This is a genomic window from Amycolatopsis acididurans, from assembly GCF_012328925.1.
Taxonomy (GTDB): Bacteria; Actinomycetota; Actinomycetes; order Mycobacteriales; family Pseudonocardiaceae; genus Amycolatopsis_E; species Amycolatopsis_E acididurans.
On the sequence record NZ_JAAXLS010000011.1, the window covers coordinates 57,720 to 83,689 of the forward strand.

Below are 25,970 nucleotides of genomic sequence, written 5' to 3' on the forward strand. Positions count from 1 at the left end.
ATGCGCGTGCTGATGCTCTCCTGGGAGTACCCCCCGGTCGTCGTCGGCGGGCTCGCCCGCCATGTGCACGCCCTGGCCACGCATCTCGTGCGTGACGGGCACGAGGTCGTCGTGCTGTGCCGGCACGTCGCGGGCACCGACGCGCACACGCACCCGACCACCGACCGCCTGGTCGAGGGTGTGCGGATCATCCGGGTCGCGGAGGATCCGCTGCACGTGACGTTCGAGCGCGATCTCGTCGCGTGGACCCTGTCGATGGGCCACGCGATGATCCGCGCCGGGCTGGAGCTGCTGCGCACGTGGAAACCGGACGTGGTGCACGCGCACGACTGGCTGGTCACGCATCCGGCGATCGCACTGGCCGACGCCGTGCGCGCACCGCTGGTCGGCACCATCCACGCGACCGAGGCGGGCCGGCATTCGGGCTGGCTGTCGCATCCGCTCAACCAGCAGGTGCACTCGGTGGAATGGTGGCTGGCCAACCGTTCCGACGAGCTGATCACCTGCTCGCAGGCGATGCGCGCGGAGGTCGCGGGCCTGTTCGACCTCGCGGGCGAGGACATCACGGTCATCCACAACGGCATCGAGGAACACGGCTGGCGGGTGCAGCCGGACGAGATCGCCGAGGCACGGCACAGATACGCGCCCGCCGGTGAACCTCTGCTGCTGTACTTCGGGCGCCTGGAATGGGAGAAGGGCGTACAGGACCTGCTGGCCGCGCTGCCCGAGATCCGGCGGAACCACCCCGGCACGCGGCTGGTCGTCGCCGGACGCGGGCGGCATCTCGACGAGCTGATCGAGCAGTCGCGGAAGCTGCGGATCCGGCGTGCCGTGGACTTCGCGGGGCACCTGCCCGACCGTGAACTGCGGGCCGCGCTCGCGGCGGCGGACGCCGTCGTGCTGCCCAGCCGGTACGAACCGTTCGGAATCGTGGCGCTGGAGGCCGCGGCGGCGCAGGCGCCGCTGGTGGCCTCGACCGCGGGTGGCCTCGGCGAGGTCGTGATCAACGGGGTGACCGGGCTGGCCTTCGCCCCCGGAGACGTGACCGCCCTCGGCACGGCCGTGGACACCGTGCTGCGGGACCGCGCCGCCGCCGAACACCGTGCGCGCACCGCGAAGGCGCGCCTGTCCGCCGACTTCGACTGGGGCCGCATCGCCGAGGCGACGGCGGAGGTGTACCGCAGGGCGCGCCCCACCGGGGTCACCGAACTGCCGCGGCCCAAGATCCCCACCGGAAACGCCTTCCAGGACTGAGATCCGGTTCGATCGCACTTGCCCCCCGAAGCCCGGCGCTCCTATCCTCGCCGGAGAACCAACGTTCTCCGAAGGGATCGCCCATGTCACGCCCGCCGTTTCCACCGTTCGACGAGCAGACCGCCGCGCAGAAGGTGCAGGCCGCGGAGGACGCGTGGAACACGCGTGATCCGGAGAAGGTCGCACTGGCCTACACGGAGGACTCGGTGTGGCGCAACCGCGACCGGCACGTCACCGGGCGCGCGGAGATCGTGCGGTTCCTGACCGAGAAATGGGAGCGCGAGCTGGACTACGCGCTGCGCAAGGAGCTGTGGGGGTTCCGGGGGAACCGGATCGCCGTGCGCTTCCAGTACGAATGCCACAACGCCGAGGGCCAGTGGTTTCGCAGCTATGGCAACGAACTGTGGGAGTTCAGTGAGGACGGCCTGATGCGCCGCCGCGAGGCGAGCATCAACGACCTGCCCATCGACGAGAGCGAGCGCCGGATCTTCGGGCCGCGCCCCGAGTCGGAACGCGGCCGGAGCATCCCGGTGTTCTGAGGACACGAAAAGGACCCGATAGGAAGTTGGGGTTCCTATCGGGCCTTCCGCGCGCTGTCCGGCCAGAGATCAGCGCTAACCGTGTTCCCCGTCAGGAGGAGGGAACCCGGACTTCCTAGGTGAGATCGGTGAGGTAGCGGGCGTAGGCGCCGGTGGTCAGAAAGCTCGGCAGCTTATCCCCGAGTGCGGTCTCGGTGAAGATCTCCCTCGCATCGTCCAGCCGGGCAGCGTCACCCAGGTCGGCCCGCACCGACGCGAGTTCCTCGTCCAGCCACCGCGACACCAGCTCGGGCGTCACCGCGGTGCCGTCGTCGAGCTTCGTGCCGTTGCGAACCCACTGCCACACCTGGCACCGCGCGATCTCGGCCGTCGCGGCGTCCTCCATGAGGTTGAAGATCGCCGCGGCACCCGTACCACGCAGCCACGAGTCGATGTAGCGCAGCGCGACGTTGATGTTCCCCCGCACGCCCTGCTCGGTGACCTCGCCACCGGCGCTCGCGACGTTGAGCAGATCCTCTTCGGTGACCGAGACGTCCTCACGCAGGCGGCCGAGCTGGTTCGGCCAGCCGCCGAGCACCTTGTCGAAGACCTCCCCGCACACGGGCACCAGGCCGGGATGTGCGACCCAGGACCCGTCGAAACCGTCGCCGGCCTCGCGTTCCTTGTCCTGCCGCACCTTCTCGATCGCGACCGCGTTGATCTCCGGGTCCTTGCTCGGGATGAACGCCGCCATCCCGCCGATCGCGTGCGCGCCGCGCTTGTGGCAGGTGCTGACCAGCAGTTCGGTGTAGGCGCGCATGAACGGCACGGTCATGGTGACCTGCGCCCGGTCCGGCAGCACGAAGTCCGCGCCGTGGTCGGCGAAGTTCTTGATCATCGAGAAGATGTAGTCCCAGCGCCCGGCGTTCAGCCCGGCCGAGTGCTCCCGCAGCTCGTAGAGGATCTCGTCCATCTCGAACGCGGCGGTGATCGTCTCGATCAGCACCGTGGCGCGGATCGTGCCGCGCGGGATGCCGAGTTCGTCCTGCGCCAGCTTGAACACGTCGTTCCACAGCCGGGCCTCGAGGTGGTTCTCCAGCTTCGGCAGGTAGAAGTACGGGCCGCTGCCGCGCGCGATCAGCTGCCGCGCGTTGTGGAAGAAGTACAGCCCGAAGTCCACCAGGCTCGCCGAAACCGGCCGCCCGTCGATGCGGATGTGCTTTTCCACCAGGTGCCAGCCACGCGGCCGCGCGACGATCGTCGCCGGGGAGTCGCCGATGGTGTAGCGCTTGCCGTTGGATTCGAAGTCGGTGTTGCGGCGGATCGCGTCGTAAAGGTTGAGCTGGCCGCCGATGATGTTGTGCCAGGTCGGCGAGGTCGCGTCCTCGAAGTCGGCCAGCCACACCCGCGCGCCCGAGTTCAGCGCGTTGACCGTCATCTTCTTCTCGGTCGGGCCGGTGATCTCGACGCGACGGTCCTCGAGGCCGGGCGCGGGCTGCGCCACGTGCCACGAATTGTCGTTGCGGATCCAGCGGGTCTCCGGCAGGAAGCCGAGCGGCCGCTCGCCCGAGGCCAGCTGCTCGCGGCGGCGGCGCCGCTCGTCGAGCAGTTCGCGCCTGTGGCCGGCGAAGGCGTTGTCCAGCTTGGCGATGAAGTCCACCGCGGCCGGGGTGAGAATCTGGTCGAACCGCTCCCCCGCGGGACCGGCGACGTCGATCCGGGACGTGAACCTAGCTGACATGACGGCCTCTCCTCGGGCACTGGGAAAAGGGACGGGGCGGGTGCTTTCGTGGAAGCACCCGCCCCGGTCTGCGGGTCAGTGGAACTGGGCTTCCTCGGTCGAGCCGGTGAGCGCGGTGGTGCTGCTCTCCGGGTTCAGCGCGGTCGAAACCAGGTCGAACCAGCCGGTGCCGACCTCACGCTGGTGCTTGGTCGCGGTGTAGCCGCGCTCCTCCGAGCCGAACTCGCGCTCCTGCAGGTCGACGTAGGCGGTCATGCCCTCGCGGGCGTAGCCGTGCGCCAGGTCGAACATCGAGTAGTTCAGCGCGTGGAAACCGGCCAGCGTGATGAACTGGAACTTGTAGCCCATGGCACCGAGCTCGCGCTGGAAGCGGGCGATGGTGTCGTCGTCGAGGTGCTTCTTCCAGTTGAACGACGGCGAGCAGTTGTAGGCCAGCATCTGGTCCGGGTACTTGGCCTTGATCGCCTCGGCGTACTTGCGCGCGACCTCGAGGTCCGGAGTGGACGTTTCCATCCACAGCAGGTCGGCGTACTCGGCGTAGGCCAGGCCGCGGTCGATGCACGGCTCGATGCCGTTGGTGACCTTGTAGAAGCCCTCCGAGGTGCGCTCACCGGTGATGTACTTCCGGTCGCGCTCGTCGGCGTCGCTCGTGATGAGCGTCGCGGCCTGCGCGTCGGTGCGGGCGACGACCAGCGACGGCACGTTCAGCACGTCCGCGGCGAGGCGGGCGGCGTTGAGCGTGCGCTCGTGCTGCTTGGTCGGGATGAGCACCTTGCCACCGAGGTGACCGCACTTCTTCTCGGACGCGAGCTGGTCCTCCCAGTGCACGCCCGCGGCGCCCGCGGCGATCATGCCCTTCATCAGCTCGAACGCGTTGAGCGGGCCACCGAAGCCGGCCTCGGCGTCGGCGACGATCGGCGCGAACCAGTCGATGTCGGTGTTGCCCTCGGCCCAGTTGATCTGGTCGGCGCGGCCGAGCGCGTTGTTGATGCGGCGCACCACGGCCGGAACCGAGTTGGCCGGGTACAGGCTCTGGTCCGGGTAGGTCTGGCCGGCCAGGTTGGCGTCGGCCGCGACCTGCCAGCCCGACAGGTAGATCGCCTTCAGGCCCGCGCGGACCTGCTGGACGGCCTGGTTACCGGTGAGCGCGCCGAGCGCGTGGATGTAGTCCTCGGTGTGCAGCAGGTCCCACAGCTTCTCGGCACCGCGCCGGGCCAGGGTGTGCTCCTCGACCACGCTGCCCCGCAACTTGATCACGTCTGCCGCGCTGTAGGACCGCTTGACACCCTTCCACCGGGGGTCGGTCTCCCACTGCTTGGCGAGCTCCGCGGCCGCCTGTTCGAAGTTCTGCGTCATTGGACGTCTCCACCTTTGCAAACTTTGCGATTGACTCGCTGTCTGCCATGACCATGACATGAGCTGGAGAAACAGCGCCACCGCTCCAATTTGCCAATTTCTGCGAATCTTCCCTAGCATGTTGCAAAGGTTGCGAACCGTTCGTTGGCAATCACGGCAAAACTTGGTGACTGAACCGGTTTCTTGATCGGTAAGGTCCGGAAGATCTCCTCGGAGGAGCCCTGTGGTGGACAAGACTTTCGCCGGCGGGAAGCTGCGGCATCTGCGCGAGAGCCGCTCGATGAGCCAGGCGGACCTGGCCAGGTTGCTGGAAATCAGCCCCAGCTACCTCAACCAGATCGAGCACAACTCGCGTCCCTTGACCGTTCCAGTGCTCCTGCGGATCACCGAAGCGTTCGGTGTGGACACCGAGTTCTTCGCCAACAACGACACCGCGCGGCTGGTCGCCGACGTGAAGGAAGCGCTGCTCGACGAGGCGGTCGGCGTCGAGGCGACCATGAGCGAGCTGAACGATCTCGCGGCGAACCTGCCGACCGTGGCGCAGGCACTGGTCAAACTGCACCGCAGCTACCGCAACGCGGTCGAGACGACGGCCGCGCTGGTCACCGAGAACGGCATGGGCCTGCACGGCAGCGCCGCCGCGCCGCTGCCGCACGAGGAGGTCCGCGACTTCTTCTACGAGCGCGAGAACTATGTGGCCGAACTGGACGAGCGCGCCGAGAAGATGGCCGCGGAGATGGACCTCCGGCCCGGCAACGTGCACCGGGTGCTGCAGGACCGGCTCACCGACCACTACGGGGTGCAGATCACGACCGAGGGCATCGACGAGGCGCGAGGCCAGCAGCACCGCTACGAACCGGACGCGCGGGTGCTGCGGATGGCGCCCAGCCTGCGCATCGGGCAGCGTGCGTTCCGGATGGCTTCGCAGATCGCGCTGCTGGAGTACGACGACCTGATCACCGAGCTGGCCGACTCGTGGGCGTTCTCCGGACCGGCCGCGCGGTCACTGGCGCGGGTCGGGCTCGCGAACTACTTCGCCGGGGCGCTGATCCTGCCGTACGGGCCGTTCCTGTCCATGGCCGAGCGGTACCGGTACGACATCGAGCGGCTGTGCGACCACTTCGGCGTCGGGTTCGAGACGGTGTGCCACCGGCTGTCCACGATGCAGCGGCCGAAGGCGCGCGGGGTGCCGTTCTCGTTCGTGCGGGTCGACCGGGCGGGCAACATGTCCAAACGCCAGTCCGCGGCGGGTTTCCACTTCTCCAGGGTCGGCGGCGCGTGTCCACTGTGGAACATCTACGAGGCGTTCACCGCGCCGGGCAAGATCTTCACCCAGATCGCCACGCTGCCCGACGGCAAGAGCTATTTCTGGGTCGCGCGCACGATCCAGCGCAACATCGGCGGGTACGGCAGCCCGGGCAAGATGTTCAGCGTCGGCCTCGGCTGCGAACTGCGGCACGCGCGGCGGCTGGTGTACTCGACCGGCCTCGACCTGGACGACCGCGCGGCCGCGACGCCGATCGGCATGGGCTGCAAGGTGTGCGACCGGCCCGCGTGCCCGCAGCGCGCGTTCCCGACGATCGGCAAGCAGCTCACCGTCGACGAGAACACCTCGACCTTCGTGCCGTACCCGGCGGTGCCGAAGAGCTAGGTTGGCGGGATGCGGATTCTGACGGTGTGCGGCAGCCTGCGCGACGGTTCGACCAACGCGGCGGTGCTGCGCACCGTCACCGCGATCGCGCCCGCCGAGGTGGACATCGACGAGTTCGACGGCCTCGCCGTGCTGCCGCATTTCAACCCCGACGAGGACACCGAGCCGCTGCACCCGGCCGTCGCGGACTACCGCGCCCGGCTCGGCGCGGCGGACGCGGTGTTGTTCTGCACGCCGGAGTACGCGGGCGCGCTGCCGGGCTCGTTCAAGAACCTGCTCGACTGGAGCGTGGGCGCGGAAACGATGTACGGCAAACCGGTCGCGTGGATCAACGCGTCGTGGGCACCGACCGGGGCGGCCGACGCACATGCCTCGCTGCGGATCGTGCTCGGCTATCTCAGTGTGAACCTGGTCGAGGCGGCGTGCGTGCAGGTGCCGGTCGGCCGCACGTCGGTCGGCGCGGACGGTCTGGTGCACGACGAGACAGCCCGCGCCCGCCTGCGGGACGCGCTCGAAGCCCTGGTCAAAGCCAGTTGACCCACGTGCCGTGCGGGTCGGTCCAGGCCAGCGGGCCGCCGTCGCGCGCGAGCACGAAATCGCCCTCGCCGCGCAGCGTCACGCCGGGGATCGCGGCCGGGTTCTCGTTCGCGAGCCAGACCGCGCCCATCTCGCGGACGGACTCGCCGAATGCCTGGCGTTCGGCCTTGTCCCGGACGTAGGCCAGGACGGCGGTGTGGAACACGACGAGCGTCGCCCCGGCGGGGGCCTGCGCGGCCAGCGCCGGAAGATCCACCCGCAGGTCGCCGCGGTGGATCCCGGGACGCTCCTGCCGCGCGATCTCCAGCGCGGCACGCAGGCGGGGCAGGCGTTCCTCCTCACCGGGCCAGATCAGGGCTTCCAGCCAGGCACGGTCGTCGGCGGAGGCGGCGTCGAGCGGATTCAGGTCGAGACCCGCTCGCCACACCACGTCGGGCACCCGCGAGGGCAGCGGCGTCGCGGCGTTGGCGCGGCACGGCAGGACCAGCGGGCCGGGAATCCGGACGCGGCCGTAGTCGTAGCCGTACCGGTCCGGCAGCAGGCAGAGCCCGGCGGAAGCCCCGACCTCCAGCAGCGCAAGCGGTTGCGGGAGCGCGGCGAGCGCGGGCAGCAGGGTCGCGCAGCGGGCGGGTTCGTTGGTCTGGGTGCTGCGGGCGAGCATCACCGCGCGGATGTCGTCCGAGCGCTCGGCGAAGCGGGCCCGGAACCACGGCCAGTCCCGCGCCGGGCCGCAGAGGTACTGCACCGCGCCGAGGAACAGGTTCGGCTGCCACTTGGTCTTCGGCAACTCGCCGAGAAAGGCCAGCATCCCCTCGTCCTCGGCGATGCGCGCCGAGATCTCCGCGTAGACCGGCGACCGGTGCCGCGCCTCCCGCTCGGCGAAGCCCCGGTACAGGTCGGGAATCCTCCACACATATTTCATGAGCGGCGGAGCCGTCTAGTTTTGTTCCAGCGTCTTCTGCAGGGCTTTGTCGGCTTTGCGGGCCATGTCGCGCACGGCTTCGCGGCGTTCGGCGTCGGCTTCGTAGTCGGCGCGGCGGTCGCGCACGACGCGGGCCGGGGAGCCGACCGCGATCCCGTAGTCCTGGATGTCCCCGCGCACCACGGCGTGCGCGCCGAGCACGCAGCCCCGGCCCACACGGGTGCCCTTGAGCACCGAGACCTTCGTGCCGATCCAGGTGTCCGGCCCGATCCGCACCGGCGACTTGACGATGCCCTGGTCCTTGATCGGCAGGTTGATATCGCTGGTCACGTGGTCGAAATCGCAGATGTAGACCCAGTCGGCGACCAGCGTCGCCGAGCCGATCTCGATGTCGAGGTAGCCGTTGACCACGTTCTGCCGCCCGAACACGGCCTTGTCCCCGATCCGCAGTGAACCCTCGTGGCACCGGATCGCGTTGCCGTCGCCGATGTGCACCCAGCGGCCGATCTCCAGCCGCCCGTAGCCGGGCCTGCAGTGGATCTCGACGTCCTTGCCGAGGAACACCATGCCCCGCAGGATGATGTGCGGGTTGACGAGCCGGAACTTCAGCAGCCGCCAGTACCGGACCAGGTACCACGGCGTGTAGGCACGGTTGCGCAACACCCAGCGCAGCGAGTCCCCGGTCAGAAACCGCGCCTGACGCGGGTCCCGCCGCGCTCGGCGCCAGGCCCCCAGCCGGGAAACCACGGGCGATCCCCACATCGATGTCATAGGTTTGAGACTATGGGCTCGAAACTGATCATCGACACAGACCCCGGGGTGGACGACGCCTTCGCGATCTCGCTGGCCGCGCGTTCCGAGGACGTCGATCTGCTCGGCGTGACGTCGGTGTTCGGCAACGTCTCACTGGAGTCCACGACGCGCAACGCGCTGCGGCTGCTGGCGCTCAACGGCCGGTCCGACGTGCCAGTGGCCGCCGGGGCAGCACGTCCGCTGGTGCATCCGCAGCAGGCGCGGGCGGGCCACATCCACGGCGACGACGGGCTCTCCGGCCGTTCGGCCACGCTGCCCGAACCGGTCCGCGACGTCGAACCGGGCGGCGCGATCAAGCTGCTCGTTTCGCTGCTGGAGGCCGCCGACGAGCCGGTGACGATCGCGCCGATCGGCCCGCTGACCAACATCGCGCTGCTGCTGGCCGCGTATCCGCACCTGCGCGAGAAGATCGCGCGGCTGGTCGTGATGGGTGGCGCACTGGCGCACGGCAACACCACCGCGGCCGCCGAGTTCAACGTCTGGGCCGACCCCGAAGCCGCCCGCCGGGTGCTGGTCGAGGAGAGCGTGCCCTGTGTGCTGGTGCCGCTGGATCTCACCCACCGCTGCGCCGTGGACACCGGCTGGCTGGGCAAGCTCGCCGCGTCCGGTCCGGTCGGCGCGGCGCTGGAGAGGCTGACCCCGGACTATCTCGCGTCCTACCGCAAATCGCTGGGAATCGACGGGATCGCGGTGCACGACGCGGTCGCGGTCGCCGAGGCGATCAGCCCCGGCATCCTGCGCGTCGAGGACTACCCGATCGAAGTGGACACCACGTTCGGGCCCGGCCGCGGCAGCACGCTGGTCGATCGCCGTTCGCTCGGCGCGCGCGGCGAGGGCGAAGGCGGCGTGGCGAAGAGCTCCGTCCAGGTCGCGGTGGACACCGACCTGGACGGGCTGCGGGAGTTCCTGCTCACTCGCCTCGCACGGTGAGCGCGGCGATGGCCTGGGCGACGGCGTGAGAGGGCCGGCCTGCGCACGACGCTGCGCGATCTGACCGCTTCGGTGCGCGACTACCGCGTCAGGGCTGAGGAATCCGCAGCGCGGCCAGACGCCGGTTGACCGCGTCCTGGTCGAAGCGGTCACCCTCCCCCGCCACACAGCGCGGATAGGTGAGCTCAGCCGAGGGCGCGAGCACCTTCTCGCACGCGATCCGGTATTCCCACGGCGCGGCGAGATCGTATCGGTACGTCAGGCCGCCGCCCGCACCCCGGAACACTGTGGACAGCCGAACCTCGTGCTCGTCGCGACGGTCGGCCAAGCCGTAGAACGGGTCCGAGTACCGCAGACCGTCCACATCGAACTCGTGCAGCTCGTCACCGGAGTGTCCGTGCAGCAGCGCGACGATCTCGTGCAGGCGGGCGAGCGTGAGCGAGTCCGGCACGAGCACCCGGCGCCACACCGCGGCTTCGCGGCTGATCTTCAGCTGCCGCACGCGAATCCGGATGTTCGCCGTGGTGAGCACGCGATGCAGGTCCGCAGCACCGGGGTGCCCGGCCTCGGCCAGCACCTCCAGGCCACCGCTGTCGCGCACGTAGTGGAACGCGTCCTCGACGCCGCCCTTCGCGCGGGCCGCGAGCGCGTACTCCACGACGAGCCACCGTCGCTGCGCCTCGTCGACGCCCCCGCCCTCGCCCCAGTCGGCGAGCGCGGCGGCCGCGTGCGCCCGCAAGTTCTTGTACCGCAAGGCATTCCGCCATGCGGCGAGCACCTCGTCGCCGAACCCGGCGACGACCACGACGGCCGCGACCCGTTCCACCGGCGAGGCGAATTCGGCGGCGTGCAGCAGCTGGGAGGCACCGAACACCGGCGGGCGCTCGCCGAACCAGCGCAGCGCCAGCCGCCACGCCTCGTCCTCGGGCAGCGGGGCGACCCGGGCGAGCAGCTCCGCGACCGGCAAGGCGGGCGTGACCGATTCGGGTGCGCGCTCCTCGAACCGTTCGCGTGCCCACTCCCCCAGTGCCGTCGGCTCGCCGGAGGAGTCCAGCGCGCCGAAGCTCTGCAGCAGCGCGATCGCGTCGTCGACCGGCAGCCCTTCGCTCTGCCGGAAGCACAGCTCGGCGGTGTCGCCGTCCTCGTAGCCGCCCAGCACGTGCTCGACGGACCGGTCCTCGATCCGCGCGGTGAGCACCGCGCGACACAACGTGAACGCGCCGCGACGCCCGATGTCGTGGGACTCCGCGCGCAGCACGGCGTCCAACCCCGTCAGCCACAGCTCCGCCGGATCACCGTCCACTTCGCACGCGACGGCTTTCGCGGTGCCGACCTCGATCAGCCCGGCCGCCTCCGCGGCCACCCACGGCCAGTGGATGGGCGCGACGTCGGCCGCCGTGCGCACCTTGGCGGGCACCTTCACCCCGAGCGCGGCCGCTGCCCCCGGCAGCTCGGAGGGACGCAGAACCCCTTTGGCCGTAACGGGTTTGCCCTTGCCCACCCAACCGGTGAGCTGCACGGCGTGCGACAACCCCCGGCCGGCCAGCGTCGAGATCTGGGAAGTCACGCCCAGGACCTTAGCGAAATAGACTGCCGCTGTGACGACGTGGCAGCACACACCGGGCGTTCTGCGGCTTCCGTCCGGGCGGCTGATCCGGGGCCGCGGCCTGCGGCGCCCGCTGCCCGGCGGCCCGGCGCCCGCCTTCGCGCTGTATCTGCTCGGCCACCGGCCGCCCGCCACCGAATGGGATCAGGTGTGGCTGCGCTGGCCCGATTTCCGGCTGCCGTCCGACGGCGCCGCGGCGGCCGCCGCGTTCCGCGAAGCGTGGCGGCGCGCCGAGCAAGAACGGGTCGAGATCGCCTGCGCCGGCGGCAAGGGCCGCACCGGTACCGCGATGGCGTGTATCGCGGTACTCGACGGCGTGCCCGCCGCCGAGGCGGTGGCCTACGTGCGCGAGCACTACCACCCGCACGCCGTGGAAACGCCCTGGCAGCGGCGGTTCGTCAGAAAATTCTCCTAGCGCTGTCGAGTTCGCCGCGCGCCGTTCGTCCTCGGGTGGCAAGCACACCTCGACGGAAGGAATGGCGATGGAGACGCTGGAGCTCTACCGGCTGGCGCAGGACCGGTTCGACACCGTGCTGACGGCGGTCGATCCGGACCGGTGGGAGGCGCGGTCGGCGTGCGAACAGTGGTCGGTACGGGACGTCGCGGGCCACGTCATCTGGGGTCAGCACCAGGTGCGCGCCTGGGCGACCGGCACCGACTACGACGATCGCAGGGGCGCGCCCGGCTCGCCGCATCCGGCCGTGCTGACCGGCCCGGACCCGGTCGCGACCTGGCGTGCGGCGCGCGCGGACGCGGTCGCGACGCTCACGCCGGAGGCATTGGCCAGGACGACGTCGATTCCGGGGATGGGCGAGGTCCCGGTCGCCGCGCTGATCGCGCTGCTGACCGTGGACCACGTCGCGCACGGGTGGGACATCGCGTATCCGCTCGGCATGCAGCCCAGGATCGAGCCGGAACTGGTGGCGATGGCGTTCGACTGGGCGCGGGCACACGTGCTGCGCCGCCCGGGATTCTTCGGCGCGGAACTGACCGCGCCGGACGGCGCCGACGAGCAGACCCGGATGCTGGCGTTCCTGGGGCGCAACGCCTGGCAGCGGGTACCCGCGTGAGCGCCGTGCCGGGGAGGCGGCCACCTCCCCGGCACCATCTCATGTGGACAGTTCGGCGAGGCGCCGCGCGAGATAGGAGCGGTCGGCGTCGTTCCCGGCCAGCTCCCGCGCCCTGCGGTAGGCATCGGCCGCCTCGCCCGTCTTTCCCATGCGCCGCAACAGATCCGCTCGCGCGGCGTGCCACAGGTGATACCGCTCCAGGCCGTCGATCCGGTCGATCAGCGCGAGCCCCTCGGCGGGCGTGGCGGCCATCGCGACGGCGACGCCGTGGTTGAGTGCCACGACCGGCGAAGGGGCGAGCACGAGCAGCTCCCCGTAGAGCGAGGCGATCCGCGGCCAGTCGACCGGGGTCTGGGTGTGCAGCGCGGCGATCGCGGCCTGCAACTGATACGGGCCGGGCTTGCCGTGCCGCAACGCCCGGTCCAGCAGCCGCAGCGCTTCCGCGATCTCGTCGTGGTTCCAGCGGGACCGGTCCTGGTCGTCGAGCAGCACGATTTCGCCCGACTCGCTGTAGCGGGCCGCGGCGCGCGAATCGTGCAGCAGCATCAGCGCGAGAAGTCCCAGCGTCTCGGGTTCGCCGGGCAGGAGGGTCGCGAGCAGCTTGCCGAGCCGGATCGCCTCCCGCCGCGGCTCACGGTGGCCGGGGCCGCTCGTGTAGCCCTGGGTGAAGATCAGATACACCACGGCGAGCACGCCGGCCAGCCGCTCGGGCAGCAGGTGGTCCTCGGGCACCTCGAGGCTGATCCCGGCGTCGCGGATCTTGCGTTTCGCCCGCACCAGGCGCTGCGCCAGCGTCGCCTCGCTGACCAGGAACATCCGTGCGATCTGCCCGGCGGTCAGCCCGGCCACCGCCTGCAGGGTGAGCGCCACGCGCGCCTCCTCCGCCAGCGCGGGGTGGCAGCAGGTGAAGATCAGGCTCAGCCGCTCGTCGCCGACGTCGTGCAGAAGCTGCTCACCGAAACCGGCGCCGGGCACCGCGTCCGCCGCGGTCCCGGCCTCCTTGACCGCGCCGATCTTCGCCCGCCGCAGCCTGTCGAGCGCCCGGTTGCGGGCGGCGGTCAGCAGCCACGCGACCGGGTCCTCGGGTACCTGTTCGCGCCAGTGACTCAGCGCCAGCGCGCACGCGTCCTGCAGCGCGTCCTCGGCCAGTTCGAAGTCGCCGAAGAGCCGCACCAGCGCGGCGAGCATCCGGGCGCGGTGGTCGCGGTAGACCCGCTCCACCACGGTCATCCGGCGTCGGCCACCTGCTGTGCGGTGCGGTGGTCGACGCCGGGCACCTCGGCGACCGGCCGCACCTCGATCGAGCCCGTCTCGGCCATCGGGCACAACGCCGCCAGCTCCAGTGCCTCGTCCAGGCTCGGGCAGTCGAGGACGTAGTAGCCGCCGAGATGCTCGTGTGTCTCGGCGAACGGCCCGTCGGTGATCAGCGTCCTGCCCTCGCGCACGCTGACGGTGGTCGCGGTGCGCTCCGCTTTCAGCGGATGCCCCGTCACCAGCGCGTTCCGCCTCCTGCACTCGTCGGCGAACGCGTTGACCCTGGCCAGTTCCTGCCCGAACCCGGGATCTCCCGGCTCGGGCCGTTCGCAGTTGTAGATGAGCAGCATGTACAGCACGAAAACGACGATAGCCCGCCTCGGTGCCGCGGAACCGGATCAATCGCCCAGCGGAACGCTGAGCCTTGCTAATAGCTCTGATTAAGAGCTATCTTCGAGCCATGAGTACCACCGCCGACGATCTGCTCACCACCGTCTTCGGCGTACGACGGCTGATCCGCCGCCGCCTCCGCGCCCGGCTGCCCGGGCTGGTTCCGTTGCGTGGCGCGCAGATCGAGCTGTTGCGCGTCGTCGAGGTCAAGCCGGGCATCGGTGTCGCGGCCGCGGCCCGCGCACTGCACCTGGCAGGCAATTCGGTGAGCACGCTGGTCAACCAGCTCGTCGAGGCGGGGATGCTGACCCGCTCGGTCGACGCGGCCGACCGCCGCGCGGCACGGTTGGAACTCACCGAGGCCGCGCGAGACCGCCTGGCCACCTGGCGCACCGCGCGCAGCGAACTGATGGCGGACACGCTGGCCACCTTGTCCGAAGAGGACACGAAAACGATCGAGGAAGCACTGCCCGCATTGCGGCGGCTGATGGCCGCACTCGAGGAGGAGACATGACGAGTCCACCGGCCGTGCGCTGCACCGGATTGCGGCACACCTTCGGCGAAACCGTGGCGGTCGACGGGCTGGACCTGGAGATTCCGGCGGGCGAGGTGTTCGGCCTGCTCGGCCCGAACGGCGCGGGAAAGACCACGACCATCCGGATGATCACCACGTTGCTGCCGGCGCGCACCGGGTCCATCGAGGTGTTCGGGCTCGACGTGACGCGGCGCAAGATGGCCGTCCGCCGCCTGATCGGCTATGTGCCACAACAGCTTTCGGCCGACGGGACGCTCAGCGGCCGCGAGAACGTGGCGCTGTTCGCGCGCCTGTTCGACGTGCCCCGCCGCCGGCGCGGCGCACAGGTCGAGTCCGCGCTGGAGGCCGTCGGCCTGCTCGCCGACGCCGACCGCGAGGCGAAGGGCTACTCCGGCGGCATGATCCGGCGGCTGGAGCTCGCGCAGGCGCTGGTCAGCTCGCCGCGGCTGCTGATACTCGACGAGCCGACGATCGGCCTGGACCCGGTCGCCCGCACCAGCGTGTGGGAGCGCATCGAACAGATCCGCGCCGACACGGGCATGACCGTGCTCGTCACCACGCACTACATGGAAGAGGCCGAGCAGTACTGCGAGCGCATCGCGCTGATGCACCGCGGCCGCATCCGGGCCCTCGGCACCCCCGCCGAACTCGAGGCCGAGCACGGCGAGGGGTCCACTTTGGACGACGTATTCCGGTCGGTGACCGGCGACCAGCTCGATGGAGGAGGTATCCGCGATGTCCGTGCCGCTCGCCGCACCGCCCGTCGCCTCGGCTGACCCGAGCCCGCCACGGCTGCTGCTCTCCCGCGTGGGCACGATGTGCCTGATGGAGCTGCAGAAGCTCCGCCGGGACCGCACCGAACTGGTGACCAGGGCCATCCAGCCCGCACTGTGGTTGCTGATCTTCGGTGAGACCTTCACCCGGCTGCGTGCGATCCCCACCGGCTCGACGCCGTATCTGGACTATCTCGCGCCCGGCATCCTCGCCCAGTCCGCGTTGTTCATCGCGATCTTCTACGGCATCCAGATCATCTGGGAACGCGACGCGGGTGTGCTGGCCAAGCTGCTCGTCACGCCGACCCCGCGTGCCGCGCTCGTGGCCGGGAAGTCCTTCGCCGCCGGGATCCGGGCGCTCGTGCAGGCGCTGATCGTGCTGATACTGGCCGCGATACTCGGGGTCGGGCTGACGGCGAACCCGCTGAAACTGCTCGGCACCGCGGTCGTGCTGGTGCTCGGGTCGGCGTTCTTCTGCTGCCTGTCGATCGTGATCGCCGGCCTCGTGCTCTCGCGCGATCGGCTGATGGGTATCGGCCAGGCGATCACCATGCCGTTGTTCTTCGGCTCGAACGCGCTGTATCCGGTGGACCTCATGCCCGGGTGGCTGAAGGTCATCAACCACGTAAACCCGCTCAGTTACGAAGTGGACGCCCTGCGCGGCCTGCTCATCGGCACTCCGGCGCGGCTCGCGCTGGACTTCGGCGTGCTCGTCGGCGCGACCGCCGTGGCCATCGCCGTCGCATCCGCCCTGCTCGGACGCCTCGCGCGCTGAGTTTGTCCCGATTACCGAAGGGGTAACCGACGAAACGTCACACCACGGAAACCGTGGTACTCATCCGGTGAAAGGGACGAGAAATGGCTCGTTCAGAAGATGCGGAAATCCGGAAAAAGGGAGTTCAGCCTGTTCAGGTGCTCGCCGGCATCGTCGGCCTGGTGTACCTGGCGGTCGGCGTCGTCGGATTCGCCCGCACCGGCTTCTCCGATTTCACCGGCAACCAGCAGCAGGTGCTGCTCGGGTTCATGATCAACCCGCTGCACAACCTGGTGCACGTGGTGGTCGGCGCGATCGGTCTGCTGGCGGCGGCCTCGTCGGGACTGTCCCGTACGTTCGGCTGGGTGCTGTTCCTGGCCTACGGGGTGGTGGCGATCTGGGGCCTGATGATCACCGGCGTCATCTCCACCAACCCGGTGTCCGGCCTCGGTAACCCGCTCAACCTCAACGCGGCGGACAACTGGCTGCACATCGGCAGCGCGCTGGTCGGCCTGATCATCGCGATCATGCCCGCCCGCAAGCGCGTGCACGTGCCCGGAGTCGCCGAGGCTCCGGTGGCCGCGGACACCGAGACGACCGAGACGGCACGGCACCGCCGCGGCCCGTGGTACCGCCGCGGCAGGCGCACCACCACGGCGCACTGACCGTCCGGCACACTGCTCCGCGTGAGCGAAACGGTTCTCGTACTCGGTGGACGCAGTGAAATCGGCGTCGCGGTCGCACAGCGGCTGGCGAAGTCGGCGAAAGTGGTACTCGCGGCCCGGCGCAGCGATGATCTCGACCAGCAGGAAGAGACGCTGCGCCGGGCCGGTGCGTCCGAGGTCGCGCGCGCCGAGTTCGACGCCGACGACCTGTCCGGGCACCGGCGCGTGCTGGACGGGATCGTCGCCGAGCACGGGCCGCTCGACGTGGTGGTCGTGGCGTTCGGCATTCTCGGCGACCAGCAGCGGGCGGAGAAGGACGCCGCGCACGCGGTCTCGATCGTGCACACCGACTACGTCGCGCACGTGAACATCCTGACCGAACTCGCGAACCTGCTTCGCGAACAGGGCCACGGCAAGCTCGTGGTGTTCTCTTCGGTGGCCGGTATCCGCGTGCGGCGCGCGAACTACGTCTACGGCTCGGCCAAGGCCGGTCTCGACGGTTTCGCGAGCGGTCTCGCCGATGCCCTGCACGGGACCGGCGTCCGGCTGCTGCTGGTCCGGCCCGGTTTCGTCATCGGCAGGATGACCGAAGGCATGTCCCCGGCGCCGTTCTCCAGCACCCCGGATCAGGTGGCCGACGCGACCGTCAAGGCGCTGCGGCGGGGCCGGGGTGAGGTCTGGGTGCCGGGAGTCCTGCGCCCTGTGTTCGTCGTGATGCGCCTGCTGCCGCGCGCCGTCTGGCGGCGGATGCCGCGCTGAGGCCTACCGGCCGCCGCCCAGCAGCCCGCCGAGCAGGCCACCGACGGCGCCGAGCAGCCCACCGCCGGGCTGCGACGTGCTCGTGGGCGAGGTCGTACCGGACTGGTTGTTGGTCGTGCTGCTTGATCCGGTGCTGCTCGGCGCGGGCGCGGCGGCGGGAGCCGGCGGCTGGTTCGTGGTCGTCGTCGTGACGTCCGACCTGGAACTTTGCGAGGACGTACCCGAAGCCGAGGAACTGCTCGACGACGAGGTGAGCGCGTTCGGCACCGGAATCTGCACATGCTGCTGGGCTTGCTGGGCGGCGCTGGAGCCCGCCCCGGTGCCGCTGCTGCCGGCGCTGGTGGACGCGGTCGAGGAGGAGCCCGCGGACGTCACGGGTGGGGTGGCGATCTGCGAGGAGGTGCTGCTCTCGCCCGCGGCGTGGCCGGCGTCGATGGGCCCGCCACCGGCGCCGCCCGGTGCGGGCGCCGCCGTGTCGTGCAGCTGGCCGGTGCTCAGCGCGGTCGCCGCGATCCCGGCGACGGCGGCGACACCGGCCGCCAGCGCGCCGACCTTGCTCGCCCGGCGCCGGTCCCACCGGCCCTCGCGGCGCAGCAGTTCGGCCACCGGGATGCGTTCGGTCGGCTCGTCGTCGACGACGGGTTCTTCGACGGGGTCCTTCACGGCGGGGAACTCCTGCGTCAGCCCTTCGCGGCGCAGCAGTTCGGCGACGGTCAACCGCTCACCGTCGTCACCCGCTCGAGAATTCACCTCGTTGCTCGGCACACTCACAGCCCTTCCGTTCGTCACCGACAGCGACATCCTTAACTACCGTTACCAGTTTGTTGCCAGGTTAGTGACTACGATCACAGCCAGTTGGGACGATTTTCGACGGAGCGTGATTGATGGGTAGCGCACATGGACGCATAGGCCGGGCCTGGGCACCTGCGCCGTCCGGCCTCGGGAGCGTTACCCGGTGCATACGGCCGGACGGCGTAGTGTGACCTGCATGCGTTTCCTGCGCCGCGCGCTTCGCTGGGCCGACTGGTTCGAGCAGCGCGGTGTATATGTGCCGGGGGAAGACAGCCACACCGTCGATCCGTGGCGCGACTTCGGCTGGCTGATCGTCGCGTGGCTCATCGGCGTCGGCGCGTTCATCCTGTTCTTCGCGCTCGCCACGTGACGGCCCTCACCTCGCGTGCCGCTCCGATCACGGATCGGCTACGGCCCTACACCAGGTGCGACTCAACCGCGTGCCGTCACTCGCCCGTACGGCCGCGGCCCGCCAGAGTGGACCAGGGCTTCCGGCAGAAGTACCTACCCCGAACGGACCAGCCGGTTGCCGACATGGTGAGTAAAGGATGTTGTCGCTGTGCGTGCCTTCAGGCGCATTGTGCCCGCGGTTGCCCTGGTGATCGGGCTCGCGGCATGCGGTGCGCAGGCGCAGGACAACGCGGGTAGTGCGGGCGGAAGCCGCGCACTGCAGGCGGCGGCACCCACCCCGGAGATGGTCGGTTTCGGCGGGCAGTACCGCTTCTCCGACGGCATCACGGTTTCGGTGACCACGCCGAAGTCGTTCCAGCCGAGCGCGAGCGCCTATCCGCGCAGTGATCGCGGGGTCGCGTTCGACATCGTGATCCGCAACGACGGGGACCAGTCCTACCAGCTGTCCGGGCTGTCGGTGACCGCGACGGTCGGCGGGGTCACGGCCAAGCAGCTGGTCGATTCGACGCAGGGGTACAGCGGGATCATCGACGCGGGCAAGGACGTGCCCCCGCAACGCGATGTGCGCGTGACGCTCGCTTTCGCCGTGCCGTCTCAGCCGTCCGAGATGCGGCTGTCGCTGCGCCCGGCGCCGACGACGCCGGTGGTCGCGGTGTACTCCGGTTCGGCGTGAGACCGCTAGTCTCTGCCGTATGACCGAGCGACTCTCCCCTGGCGACACCGCGCCCGACTTCACCCTCACCGACAGCGAGGGCAAGAAGGTTTCGCTGTCGGACTACCGCGGGCAGCGCGTCATCGTGTACTTCTACCCGGCCGCGGGCACGCCGGGCTGCACGAAGCAGGCCTGCGATTTCCGGGACAACCTCGGCGAGCTGAACGGCGCGGGCTACCAGGTGCTCGGGATTTCGCCGGACAAGCCGGAGAAGCTGGCGAAGTTCGCCGCGGCGGAGGAGCTAACGTTCCCGCTGCTGTCCGATCCGGACAAGCAGGTACTGGACGAATGGGCCGCCTTCGGCGAGAAGAAGAACTACGGCCGGGTCTACCAGGGCGTGATCCGCTCGACGTTCGTCGTGGACCCGGACGGCAAGATCGAGAAGGCGCTGTACAACGTCCGCGCCAGCGGCCACGTCGCGAAGCTGATCAAGGATCTCTCGATCGGCGCCTGAGTCGATCGGGCCCGAGTCGGCGCCCGGCCCCGGTCGGGTCTGAGCCTGTCGGGGTCTGGGCCCGGTCAGGACTGAGCCTGTCGGGGCCTGGCCCGGGTCGGAACTGAGCCTGTCGGGGTCGGGACTCGGCGCAGGCCCGGCCTCCCGCTCCGCGGCGGTCGCCTGAGGCGGCGCAGGTCAGAGCGAGCTGTCGCGGTAGGCCGCGAGCAGCTGCCGCTCGGCGTCCTTGAGGTAGCTGCCCAGCAGCGTCTCCGCGCGCAGACCGTGACCGTTCTCCAGCGCGGTGAGGATCTGCCGGTTCCGGGTCAGGTAGGGCTCGTGGAACGGCTGCGGGTCGACCATCACGTGGAACACCAGCCGCAGCTCCGCCAGCACGCCGCGCATCAGCTCATCCACCCGCGGGCTGCCGGCGAGCGTGCCCAGTGCCTGGTGGAAGTGGATGTCGGCCGTGCCCAGCTCTCGCCACGCACCCCGCTTCGCCGCGTCCTCGCCCGCCTCGACGGCCGCTCGCGCCGGCGCGAGCGCCTCCCCGAGCGGGCTCGTGATCGCCCGCACGATCGAGCATTCGACGAGCCTGCGGACCCGGTAGAGATCGGCGACGTCCTCGGCGGTCAGGGCGCGCACGAAAACGCCCCGGTTCAGCTCGTGCACCAACAGGCGCTCATGCGTGAGCAGCCGGAAAGCCTCACGCAGCGTGTTGCGCGAGACTCCGAGCGCCCCGCCGATCGCCTCCTCCGAAAGCCGCGTGCCGGGCGCGAAGTACCCCTCGGTGATACGGCTCCGCAGCACGTCGGCGAGCCGGTCGGCGGTGCTGGTACGGCCGAGTAGCGAACGATCCGCCTCCAGCCCGGCGACGGCATCGGTGCTCAAGGTGGCCTCCTGGGGTCGAGCAGGGATCGAGCGGGGCTTCAGCGGGTACCCGTAACGCCAAGTTAATCAGCGTCCGCGTGACCAGTTCAACGTACCCCTGAGTCACATGGAGCATTGTCAGACAGAAGTATTGACGGATCGTTGAACAATCCTTACCGTCGAGACTCACCTCACAAGGCCCCTGGAGAGATCGGAACCCACCATGACCGAACCCAGCAAGGCCACAACCGCGGGCGACAAGCGGTCGCTCAAGCGCGCGTTCGTGGCGAGCCTGTCCGGTACCACCCTCGAGTACTACGACTTCGCCGCTTATTCGGTCGCGTCGGCGACCATCCTCGGCAAGCTGTTCTTCCCGTCCTCCGACGAGCTGGCCAGCACGATGCTGGCGTTCTCGACCTACGCCGTCGGGTACGTGTCGCGCCCGCTGGGCGGGTTCCTCTTCGGCAGGCTGGGCGACATCCTCGGCCGCAAGCAGGTGCTGGTGGCCACGCTGCTGCTCACCGGCATCGCGACCTGCCTGATCGGTGTGCTGCCCACGCACTCGGCGGTCGGCGGTTTCGCGCCGGTGCTGCTCGTCGTCCTGCGGTTCGCGCAGGGCGTCGGCGTCGGCGGCGAATGGGGCGGGGCCGTGCTGCTGTCCAGCGAGTTCGGCGACCCCAAGAAACGCGGCTTCTGGGCCTCGGCCGCCCAGATCGGCCCGCCCGCGGGCACGCTGCTCGCCAACGGCGTGCTGACCCTGCTCGCCGTGGTGCTGACGACCGCCCAGTTCGAGTCCTGGGGCTGGCGGCTGGCCTTCCTGCTGTCGGGCGTGCTGGTGATCTTCGGCCTGTGGCTGCGGCTCAAGCTCGAAGAAACCCCGGTGTTCCGGGAGATCGTCAAGCGCGACGAGAAACCGAAGGCCCCGGTCGGCGAGGTGCTGCGGCAGGAGCCGCGTGCGCTGATCACCGGGATCCTCGTGCGCATCTGCCCGGACGTGCTGTACTCGATGTTCACCGTGTTCGTGCTGACGTACATGACCAAGCAGCTCCACCTGCCCAAGAGCCAGGGCACCATCGCCGTGATGATCGGCTCCGGCTTCCAGCTGTTCCTGATGCCCGCGTTCGGCGCGCTGTCCGACCGGATCAGCAGGCGCACGATGTATCTGGCCGGCACGATTCTCGCGGCCGCGTGGCCGTTCCTGTTCTTCCCGCTGGCGGCCACGAAATCGTTCTTCGCGATCATCGTCGGCGTCGTCGTGGCGCTCGCGATCCACGCGCTGCTCTACGGCCCGCAGGCCGCGCTGATCACCGAGCAGTTCTCGCCACGCCTGCGCTACACCGGCAGTTCGCTGGCCTACACGCTCGCCGGGGTCGTCGGTGGCGCCGTCGCGCCGCTGATCTTCACCGCGCTGCTGGCCGAGTACGGCACCTGGACCGTGGTCGCGGCCTATCTCGCCTTCACCGGGGTGCTCACGCTCGTCGGCGTGCTGCTGGCGCGCAAGCCGTACACGGCGGCGGAGGAGGCGGCCCTGATCGGCGCGGCGGCGAGGGCGTAACCATGACGACGAGCCTGGCCACGACCATCGACCTGAACTGCGACCTCGGGGAGGGCTTCGGCGCCTGGCGCGTCGCCGACGACGAGGCCCTGCTCGACACCGTGACCGCCGCGAACATCGCCTGCGGTTTCCACGCCGGGGATCCGCGCACGATGCGGCGGGCGTGCGAGGCGGCCGTCCGACGCGGGGTGTCGATCGGGGCGCACGTCGGGTACCGGGACCTGGCCGGGTTCGGGCGGCGCTTCCTCGACGTGGACCCCGACGAGCTGGTCGACGACCTGCTCTACCAGCTCGGCGCGCTGGACGCGATCGCGGGCACCGCGGGCGGCGAGGTCCGCTACGTCAAGGCGCACGGCGCCCTCTACAACGCGATCGCCACGCACGACGGGCACGCCTGGGCGGTGGTCGAGGCGGTGTGGCGCTACGACCCGCAGATGCCGGTGCTGGGTCAGCCGGGGTCACGGCTGTTCGCGCACGCGCGCGAGGCGGGCCTGGTCGCGGTGCCGGAAGCGTTCCCCGACCGCGGTTACCTCCCCGACGGCCTGCTCGCGCCCAGACAGCATCCGGGCGCCGTGCTGACCGATCCGGCGGAGGTGGCGCACCGGTGCGTTCGGCTGGTGACCGAGGGCCGCATCGAGGCCGTGGACGGTTCGGCGCTCGAACTCCGGCCCGGTTCGCTGTGCCTGCATGGCGACACCCCGGGCGCGGTCGCGATCGCCACCGCCGTGCGGTCCGCGCTGGTGCTGGCCGGGGTGCAGCCGCGGAGTTTCGTGTGAAGGTCCGCGCGTGCGGGGACCGGGCGGTGCTCGCCGAGGTCGACGACATCGGCGCCGTGCTCGGGCTGTATGCCGCGCTCCGGCAGTCGCGGCCCGACGGCATCGTGGACCTCGTCCCCGCGGCGCGGACGCTGCTGGTGCGCTTCGAACCGCGCGTCATTTCCGCGCAGGAGGTCACCGTGCTGCTCGAACACACCGCACCCGCACCCGTGACGGCGAGCCAGGCGGACACGGTGACGATCCCGGTGCGCTACGACGGCGAGGATCTCGCCGAGGTCGCCGAGCGCACCGGTCTCGACGTCCCCGGCGTGATCGACCTGCACAGCGCGGCCGACTACGTGGTCGCGTTCGGCGGGTTCGCGCCCGGATTCGGCTATCTCACCGGACTCGACCCGAAGCTGCACCTGCCGCGCCGGGCGGTGCCACGGACCCGGGTTCCGATCGGCTCGGTCGCGATCGCGGGCGAGTACGCGGGTGTCTATCCTCGCTCCTCCCCCGGTGGCTGGCATCTGCTCGGCCGCACCGAAATCCCCTTGTGGGACACCGGAAGAACGCCACCGGCACTGCTCGCGCCCGGTACCCGCGTGCGTTTCGAGGCGACATGATCGAGGTCCTGCGCCCGGGTCCGCTCACCACGATCCAGGATCTCGGCCGTCCAGGGCTCGCCGCGCTGGGCGTCGGCCCTTCGGGCGCGGCGGACCGGCGCTCGGCCGCGCTCGCAAACCGTCTCGTCGGCAACCTCGACACCGCGGCCTGCCTGGAAACCACCTACGGCGGCCTGTCCGTCCGCTTCGCCGCACGGGCCCGCGTCGCCGTGACCGGTGCGCCGTGCCCCATCACGCGCGGCACCCGGGGCGAGGCGATGAACGCGCCTTTCACCGTCGTGGCCGGCGAAACCGTCACACTCGGCCCACCCTCGGCCGGGGTGCGCAGCTACCTCGCGGTGCGCGGCGGGATCGGCGTCGAACCGATACTCGGTTCGCGCTCCACCGATGTGCTCTCCGGGGTCGGCCCGACCGCACCCGCCGCGGGAACGCGCCTTCCGATCGGCACCGACCTCGGGTCATGGTCCACAGTGGACGTCGCACCCGTGGCCGGGCCGCCGCGCGGCGAACTGGAGCTGCGCATCCTGCCGGGACCGCGCGACGACTGGTTCGCACCGGAAGCGCTGACACGTCTGGTCAGTGAGCGGTACACCGTCTCCGCCGAGAGCAACCGCGTCGGCGCACGGCTGGACGGGCCCGCACTGACCTGGGCGCGCGAGGAGGAGCTGCCCAGCGAGGGCACCGTCGTCGGCGCGATCCAGGTGCCGCCGTCCGGCCTGCCGGTGATCTTCCTCGCCGACCACCCCGTCACGGGCGGCTATCCGGTGATCGGGGTGCTGGTCACCGCCGACGTTCCCGTTGCCGCGCAAGCGGTTCCCGGACAGCGGATCCGGTTCCGGCGCTACAGCTCGCGCAGGTAGGGCAGCAGCAGCCGCAGGGCCCGCCCGCGGTGGCTGGACTCGTCCTTCTCGGCCGGGTCCAGCTCGGCCGAGGTACGGGTCTCGCCCTCGGGCCGGAAGATCGGGTCGTAGCCGAAACCGTTGGTGCCACTGGCTTTGCGGGTCAGCTCGCCACGCCACTCGCCACGCACGACCTGCTCCTGGCCATCCGGTACGACGAGTGCGGCGGCACACACGAACGCCGCACCCCGGCGCTCGTCGGGCACGTCGGCGGTCTGCGCCAGCACGAGTTCGAGGTTGGCCTGGTCGTCGCCGTGCCGCCCGGCCCAGCGCGCGGACAGCACACCCGGCATGCCGTTCAGCGCGTCCACGCTGATCCCGGAGTCGTCGGCGATCGAGGGCAGCCCGGTCGCGGCCGCCGCGTCGCGGGCCTTGGCCAGTGCGTTCTCCTCGAACGTCGCGGCGGTTTCGGGCGTCTCGTCGAACTCCTCGACGTCGGCGAGCCCGTCCAACTCGATGCCGGAAACGCCCTCGGCGTCCAGGATCCGGCGCAGCTCGCGCAGTTTCTTCGCGTTGCGCGTGGCCAGCAGGACCCGGGTCACTTCGAGCCCTTCTTCTTGCCGGTGCGCGGTTCGGGCAGCTCGCCGGGGTAGGGCGCCTCCAACGCCGCCGTCTGCTTGCGGGTCAACTCCTCGCAGCCCGCGAGCGCCATGTCCAGCATCTGGTCCAAAGTGGACCGGGTGAAGGTGGCGCCCTCGCCGGTGCCCTGCACCTCGATGAGCGTGCCGGCGTCGGTGGCGACCACGTTGAGGTCCACCTCCGCGCGCGAGTCCTCCTCGTAGGGCAGGTCGAGACGGACCCGGCCGTCCACGACGCCGACGCTGATCGCCGACACCATCGCCGACAGCGGCTTGGGATCGGCGAGCCTGCCCGCCGCGGCCAGCCACGTGACGGCGTCGTGCAGCGCCACATAGCCGCCGGTGATCGCGGCCGTGCGGGTGCCGCCGTCGGCCTGGATCACGTCGCAGTCGAGGTGGACCGTGTTCTCGCCGAGCGCGGACAGGTCGATGCACGCCCGCAGCGACCGCCCGATCAGGCGGCTGATCTCGTGCGTGCGGCCGCCGATGCGGCCCTTGACCGATTCGCGGTCGCCGCGGTCGTGGGTGGCCGAGGGAAGCATCGCGTATTCCGCGGTCACCCAGCCCAGCCCCGAACCGACACGCCAGCGCGGCACGCCCTCGGTGACGCTGGCCGCGCACAGGACACGGGTCTTGCCGAACTCGACCAGGACCGAACCCGCGGGCCAGTCCTGGAAGCCGCGGGTGATCTTGACCTCGCGGAGCTGGTCGTCGTTCCTGCCATCTTTTCGAGCCACGTGGGGAGGGTACTGCGAGGCACCGGCGGGCCCGCGCCAGGCTAATTCAACACACGTTGACAACCACCTTCCCG

30 protein-coding genes are annotated in these 25,970 nt (G+C 70.4%); 19 read left to right on the forward strand and 11 right to left on the reverse strand.

The window, feature by feature from the left end:
* Both HFP15_RS18080 and HFP15_RS18085 read left to right on the forward strand, forming a co-directional pair.
* The gene (locus HFP15_RS18080) at positions 1-1,254 is read left to right on the forward strand and encodes a glycosyltransferase family 4 protein (RefSeq protein ID WP_168517087.1); all 1,254 of its coding nucleotides are present in this window, start codon (positions 1-3) and stop codon (positions 1,252-1,254) included.
* An 83-nt stretch (positions 1,255-1,337) separates the two neighbouring features.
* Positions 1,338-1,793: a nuclear transport factor 2 family protein gene (locus HFP15_RS18085; protein ID WP_168517089.1), complete on the forward strand. Its 456-nt coding sequence runs from the start codon at positions 1,338-1,340 to the stop codon at positions 1,791-1,793.
* A gap of 115 nt (positions 1,794-1,908) precedes the next feature.
* Here HFP15_RS18085 and aceB read toward each other — a convergent pair whose 3' ends face one another.
* Positions 1,909-3,513, reverse strand: a complete 1,605-nt coding sequence (aceB, locus tag HFP15_RS18090) for a malate synthase A (RefSeq protein ID WP_168517091.1) — start codon at positions 3,511-3,513, stop codon at positions 1,909-1,911.
* A 75-nt stretch (positions 3,514-3,588) separates the two neighbouring features.
* Complete coding sequence (gene aceA / locus HFP15_RS18095; RefSeq protein ID WP_168517093.1) at positions 3,589-4,869, reverse strand: isocitrate lyase; 1,281 nt, start codon at positions 4,867-4,869, stop codon at positions 3,589-3,591.
* 226 nt (positions 4,870-5,095) lie between these two features.
* Between aceA and HFP15_RS18100 the strand changes: the two genes are divergently transcribed.
* Both HFP15_RS18100 and HFP15_RS18105 read left to right on the forward strand, forming a co-directional pair.
* Positions 5,096-6,520 carry a short-chain fatty acyl-CoA regulator family protein gene (locus tag HFP15_RS18100; RefSeq protein ID WP_168517095.1) on the forward strand — a complete coding sequence of 475 codons (1,425 nt, stop codon included), beginning with the start codon at positions 5,096-5,098 and terminating at the stop codon, positions 6,518-6,520.
* Between the two features lie 9 nt (positions 6,521-6,529).
* Complete coding sequence (locus tag HFP15_RS18105) at positions 6,530-7,057, forward strand: NADPH-dependent FMN reductase (protein ID WP_168517097.1); 528 nt, start codon at positions 6,530-6,532, stop codon at positions 7,055-7,057.
* On the opposite strand, the gene HFP15_RS18110 is transcribed toward HFP15_RS18105, so the two are convergent.
* Together HFP15_RS18110 and HFP15_RS18115 are read right to left on the reverse strand one after the other, a co-directional pair.
* A complete protein-coding gene (locus HFP15_RS18110) occupies positions 7,044-7,979 on the reverse strand; it encodes a DUF2332 domain-containing protein (protein WP_168517099.1) in 936 nt (311 codons plus the stop codon). The genes HFP15_RS18105 and HFP15_RS18110 overlap by 14 nt on opposite strands.
* Positions 7,980-7,994: 15 nt before the next feature.
* Entirely contained in the window at positions 7,995-8,750 is a 756-nt protein-coding gene (locus tag HFP15_RS18115) for an acyltransferase (RefSeq protein WP_168517101.1), read from the reverse strand.
* Positions 8,751-8,762: 12 nt separating this feature from the next.
* On the opposite strand from HFP15_RS18115, the gene HFP15_RS18120 reads away from it, so the two are divergent.
* Entirely contained in the window at positions 8,763-9,722 is a 960-nt protein-coding gene (locus HFP15_RS18120; RefSeq protein WP_168517103.1) for a nucleoside hydrolase, read from the forward strand.
* A gap of 88 nt (positions 9,723-9,810) precedes the next feature.
* Here the strand turns inward: HFP15_RS18120 and HFP15_RS18125 are convergent, their stop codons facing one another.
* Positions 9,811-11,289: a plasmid pRiA4b ORF-3 family protein gene (locus HFP15_RS18125; RefSeq protein WP_312871637.1), complete on the reverse strand. Its 1,479-nt coding sequence runs from the start codon at positions 11,287-11,289 to the stop codon at positions 9,811-9,813.
* A 31-nt stretch (positions 11,290-11,320) separates the two neighbouring features.
* Between HFP15_RS18125 and HFP15_RS18130 the strand changes: the two genes are divergently transcribed.
* Together HFP15_RS18130 and HFP15_RS18135 are read left to right on the forward strand one after the other, a co-directional pair.
* A complete protein-coding gene (locus HFP15_RS18130) occupies positions 11,321-11,743 on the forward strand; it encodes a protein-tyrosine phosphatase family protein (RefSeq protein WP_168517105.1) in 423 nt (140 codons plus the stop codon).
* A gap of 67 nt (positions 11,744-11,810) precedes the next feature.
* Complete coding sequence (locus tag HFP15_RS18135; protein WP_168517108.1) at positions 11,811-12,398, forward strand: TIGR03086 family metal-binding protein; 588 nt, start codon at positions 11,811-11,813, stop codon at positions 12,396-12,398.
* Positions 12,399-12,437: 39 nt separating this feature from the next.
* Here HFP15_RS18135 and HFP15_RS18140 read toward each other — a convergent pair whose 3' ends face one another.
* Positions 12,438-13,628 (reverse strand): RNA polymerase sigma factor, encoded by a 1,191-nt coding sequence (locus tag HFP15_RS18140; protein WP_168517110.1) that lies wholly within the window; start codon positions 13,626-13,628, stop codon positions 12,438-12,440.
* Entirely contained in the window at positions 13,625-14,002 is a 378-nt protein-coding gene (locus tag HFP15_RS18145; RefSeq protein ID WP_210717476.1) for a YciI family protein, read from the reverse strand. Before HFP15_RS18145 ends, HFP15_RS18140 begins: the two co-directional genes overlap by 4 nt.
* A 110-nt stretch (positions 14,003-14,112) precedes the next feature.
* Between HFP15_RS18145 and HFP15_RS18150 the strand changes: the two genes are divergently transcribed.
* From HFP15_RS18150 to dprE2, 5 genes are all read left to right on the forward strand, one after another.
* Complete coding sequence (locus HFP15_RS18150) at positions 14,113-14,556, forward strand: MarR family winged helix-turn-helix transcriptional regulator (RefSeq protein WP_168517114.1); 444 nt, start codon at positions 14,113-14,115, stop codon at positions 14,554-14,556.
* Positions 14,553-15,353, forward strand: a complete 801-nt coding sequence (locus tag HFP15_RS18155) for an ABC transporter ATP-binding protein (protein ID WP_168517116.1) — start codon at positions 14,553-14,555, stop codon at positions 15,351-15,353. Before HFP15_RS18150 ends, HFP15_RS18155 begins: the two co-directional genes overlap by 4 nt.
* Positions 15,313-16,125 carry an ABC transporter permease gene (locus HFP15_RS18160; protein ID WP_168517118.1) on the forward strand — a complete coding sequence of 271 codons (813 nt, stop codon included), beginning with the start codon at positions 15,313-15,315 and terminating at the stop codon, positions 16,123-16,125. Before HFP15_RS18155 ends, HFP15_RS18160 begins: the two co-directional genes overlap by 41 nt.
* 83 nt (positions 16,126-16,208) lie before the next feature.
* Entirely contained in the window at positions 16,209-16,769 is a 561-nt protein-coding gene (locus HFP15_RS18165; RefSeq protein ID WP_168517121.1) for a DUF4383 domain-containing protein, read from the forward strand.
* A 21-nt stretch (positions 16,770-16,790) separates the two neighbouring features.
* A complete protein-coding gene (gene dprE2 / locus HFP15_RS18170; protein WP_168517123.1) occupies positions 16,791-17,528 on the forward strand; it encodes a decaprenylphospho-beta-D-erythro-pentofuranosid-2-ulose 2-reductase in 738 nt (245 codons plus the stop codon).
* Between the two features lie 3 nt (positions 17,529-17,531).
* Here the strand turns inward: dprE2 and HFP15_RS18175 are convergent, their stop codons facing one another.
* Positions 17,532-18,299: a hypothetical protein gene (locus tag HFP15_RS18175; protein ID WP_312871638.1), complete on the reverse strand. Its 768-nt coding sequence runs from the start codon at positions 18,297-18,299 to the stop codon at positions 17,532-17,534.
* 217 nt (positions 18,300-18,516) lie between these two features.
* Between HFP15_RS18175 and HFP15_RS18180 the strand changes: the two genes are divergently transcribed.
* The 3 genes from HFP15_RS18180 (at position 18,517) to bcp (ending at position 19,897) form a co-directional block, all read left to right on the forward strand.
* Positions 18,517-18,690 (forward strand): hypothetical protein, encoded by a 174-nt coding sequence (locus HFP15_RS18180; RefSeq protein WP_168517125.1) that lies wholly within the window; start codon positions 18,517-18,519, stop codon positions 18,688-18,690.
* Positions 18,691-18,879: 189 nt separating this feature from the next.
* On the forward strand, positions 18,880-19,404 hold the full coding sequence (locus HFP15_RS18185) for a hypothetical protein (RefSeq protein ID WP_168517127.1): 525 nt from the start codon (positions 18,880-18,882) through the stop codon (positions 19,402-19,404).
* A 19-nt stretch (positions 19,405-19,423) separates the two neighbouring features.
* On the forward strand, positions 19,424-19,897 hold the full coding sequence (bcp, locus tag HFP15_RS18190) for a thioredoxin-dependent thiol peroxidase (protein WP_168517129.1): 474 nt from the start codon (positions 19,424-19,426) through the stop codon (positions 19,895-19,897).
* Positions 19,898-20,074: 177 nt separating this feature from the next.
* On the opposite strand, the gene HFP15_RS18195 is transcribed toward bcp, so the two are convergent.
* Complete coding sequence (locus HFP15_RS18195) at positions 20,075-20,767, reverse strand: GntR family transcriptional regulator (protein WP_168517132.1); 693 nt, start codon at positions 20,765-20,767, stop codon at positions 20,075-20,077.
* Positions 20,768-20,969: 202 nt separating this feature from the next.
* Here HFP15_RS18195 and HFP15_RS18200 point away from each other — a divergent pair, with 202 nt between their 5' ends.
* From HFP15_RS18200 to HFP15_RS18215, 4 genes are read left to right on the forward strand one after another with little or no spacing between them, the layout of a single operon-like run.
* A complete protein-coding gene (locus HFP15_RS18200; protein WP_168517134.1) occupies positions 20,970-22,301 on the forward strand; it encodes an MFS transporter in 1,332 nt (443 codons plus the stop codon).
* Between the two features lie 2 nt (positions 22,302-22,303).
* Positions 22,304-23,077 carry a LamB/YcsF family protein gene (locus HFP15_RS18205; protein ID WP_210717424.1) on the forward strand — a complete coding sequence of 258 codons (774 nt, stop codon included), beginning with the start codon at positions 22,304-22,306 and terminating at the stop codon, positions 23,075-23,077.
* Positions 23,074-23,682 carry a 5-oxoprolinase subunit B family protein gene (locus HFP15_RS18210; protein WP_168517136.1) on the forward strand — a complete coding sequence of 203 codons (609 nt, stop codon included), beginning with the start codon at positions 23,074-23,076 and terminating at the stop codon, positions 23,680-23,682. The genes HFP15_RS18205 and HFP15_RS18210 overlap by 4 nt, the downstream gene beginning before the upstream one ends.
* A complete protein-coding gene (locus tag HFP15_RS18215) occupies positions 23,679-24,542 on the forward strand; it encodes a 5-oxoprolinase subunit C family protein (RefSeq protein ID WP_168517138.1) in 864 nt (287 codons plus the stop codon). Before HFP15_RS18210 ends, HFP15_RS18215 begins: the two co-directional genes overlap by 4 nt.
* Here HFP15_RS18215 and rdgB read toward each other — a convergent pair.
* Entirely contained in the window at positions 24,524-25,123 is a 600-nt protein-coding gene (rdgB, locus tag HFP15_RS18220) for an RdgB/HAM1 family non-canonical purine NTP pyrophosphatase (protein ID WP_168517140.1), read from the reverse strand. The two genes, HFP15_RS18215 and rdgB, sit on opposite strands and share 19 nt — an antisense overlap.
* Positions 25,120-25,896, reverse strand: coding sequence for a ribonuclease PH (rph, locus tag HFP15_RS18225; RefSeq protein ID WP_168517142.1), 777 nt, complete (start codon positions 25,894-25,896; stop codon positions 25,120-25,122). Before rph ends, rdgB begins: the two co-directional genes overlap by 4 nt.
* Positions 25,897-25,970 lie beyond the last annotated feature (74 nt).

What these genes read in the sequence shown, in the direction of transcription:
- HFP15_RS18140 (WP_168517110.1), bottom strand. Translation starts at nt 13,628, where the DNA reads ATGACCGTGGTGGAGCGGGTCTACCGCGACCACCGCGCCCGGATGCTC.
- aceB (WP_168517091.1), bottom strand. Translation starts at nt 3,513, where the DNA reads ATGTCAGCTAGGTTCACGTCCCGGATCGACGTCGCCGGTCCCGCGGGG.
- HFP15_RS18205 (WP_210717424.1), top strand. Translation starts at nt 22,304, where the DNA reads ATGACGACGAGCCTGGCCACGACCATCGACCTGAACTGCGACCTCGGG.
- HFP15_RS18180 (WP_168517125.1), top strand. Translation starts at nt 18,517, where the DNA reads ATGCGTTTCCTGCGCCGCGCGCTTCGCTGGGCCGACTGGTTCGAGCAG.
- HFP15_RS18115 (WP_168517101.1), bottom strand. Translation starts at nt 8,750, where the DNA reads ATGACATCGATGTGGGGATCGCCCGTGGTTTCCCGGCTGGGGGCCTGG.
- HFP15_RS18135 (WP_168517108.1), top strand. Translation starts at nt 11,811, where the DNA reads ATGGAGACGCTGGAGCTCTACCGGCTGGCGCAGGACCGGTTCGACACC.
- HFP15_RS18080 (WP_168517087.1), top strand. Translation starts at nt 1, where the DNA reads ATGCGCGTGCTGATGCTCTCCTGGGAGTACCCCCCGGTCGTCGTCGGC.
- HFP15_RS18110 (WP_168517099.1), bottom strand. Translation starts at nt 7,979, where the DNA reads ATGAAATATGTGTGGAGGATTCCCGACCTGTACCGGGGCTTCGCCGAG.
- HFP15_RS18200 (WP_168517134.1), top strand. Translation starts at nt 20,970, where the DNA reads ATGACCGAACCCAGCAAGGCCACAACCGCGGGCGACAAGCGGTCGCTC.
- HFP15_RS18215 (WP_168517138.1), top strand. Translation starts at nt 23,679, where the DNA reads ATGATCGAGGTCCTGCGCCCGGGTCCGCTCACCACGATCCAGGATCTC.
- aceA (WP_168517093.1), bottom strand. Translation starts at nt 4,869, where the DNA reads ATGACGCAGAACTTCGAACAGGCGGCCGCGGAGCTCGCCAAGCAGTGG.
- HFP15_RS18085 (WP_168517089.1), top strand. Translation starts at nt 1,338, where the DNA reads ATGTCACGCCCGCCGTTTCCACCGTTCGACGAGCAGACCGCCGCGCAG.
- HFP15_RS18165 (WP_168517121.1), top strand. Translation starts at nt 16,209, where the DNA reads ATGGCTCGTTCAGAAGATGCGGAAATCCGGAAAAAGGGAGTTCAGCCT.
- HFP15_RS18105 (WP_168517097.1), top strand. Translation starts at nt 6,530, where the DNA reads ATGCGGATTCTGACGGTGTGCGGCAGCCTGCGCGACGGTTCGACCAAC.
- HFP15_RS18155 (WP_168517116.1), top strand. Translation starts at nt 14,553, where the DNA reads ATGACGAGTCCACCGGCCGTGCGCTGCACCGGATTGCGGCACACCTTC.
- bcp (WP_168517129.1), top strand. Translation starts at nt 19,424, where the DNA reads ATGACCGAGCGACTCTCCCCTGGCGACACCGCGCCCGACTTCACCCTC.
- HFP15_RS18150 (WP_168517114.1), top strand. Translation starts at nt 14,113, where the DNA reads ATGAGTACCACCGCCGACGATCTGCTCACCACCGTCTTCGGCGTACGA.
- HFP15_RS18145 (WP_210717476.1), bottom strand. Translation starts at nt 14,002, where the DNA reads ATGCTGCTCATCTACAACTGCGAACGGCCCGAGCCGGGAGATCCCGGG.
- HFP15_RS18120 (WP_168517103.1), top strand. Translation starts at nt 8,763, where the DNA reads ATGGGCTCGAAACTGATCATCGACACAGACCCCGGGGTGGACGACGCC.
- HFP15_RS18160 (WP_168517118.1), top strand. Translation starts at nt 15,313, where the DNA reads ATGTCCGTGCCGCTCGCCGCACCGCCCGTCGCCTCGGCTGACCCGAGC.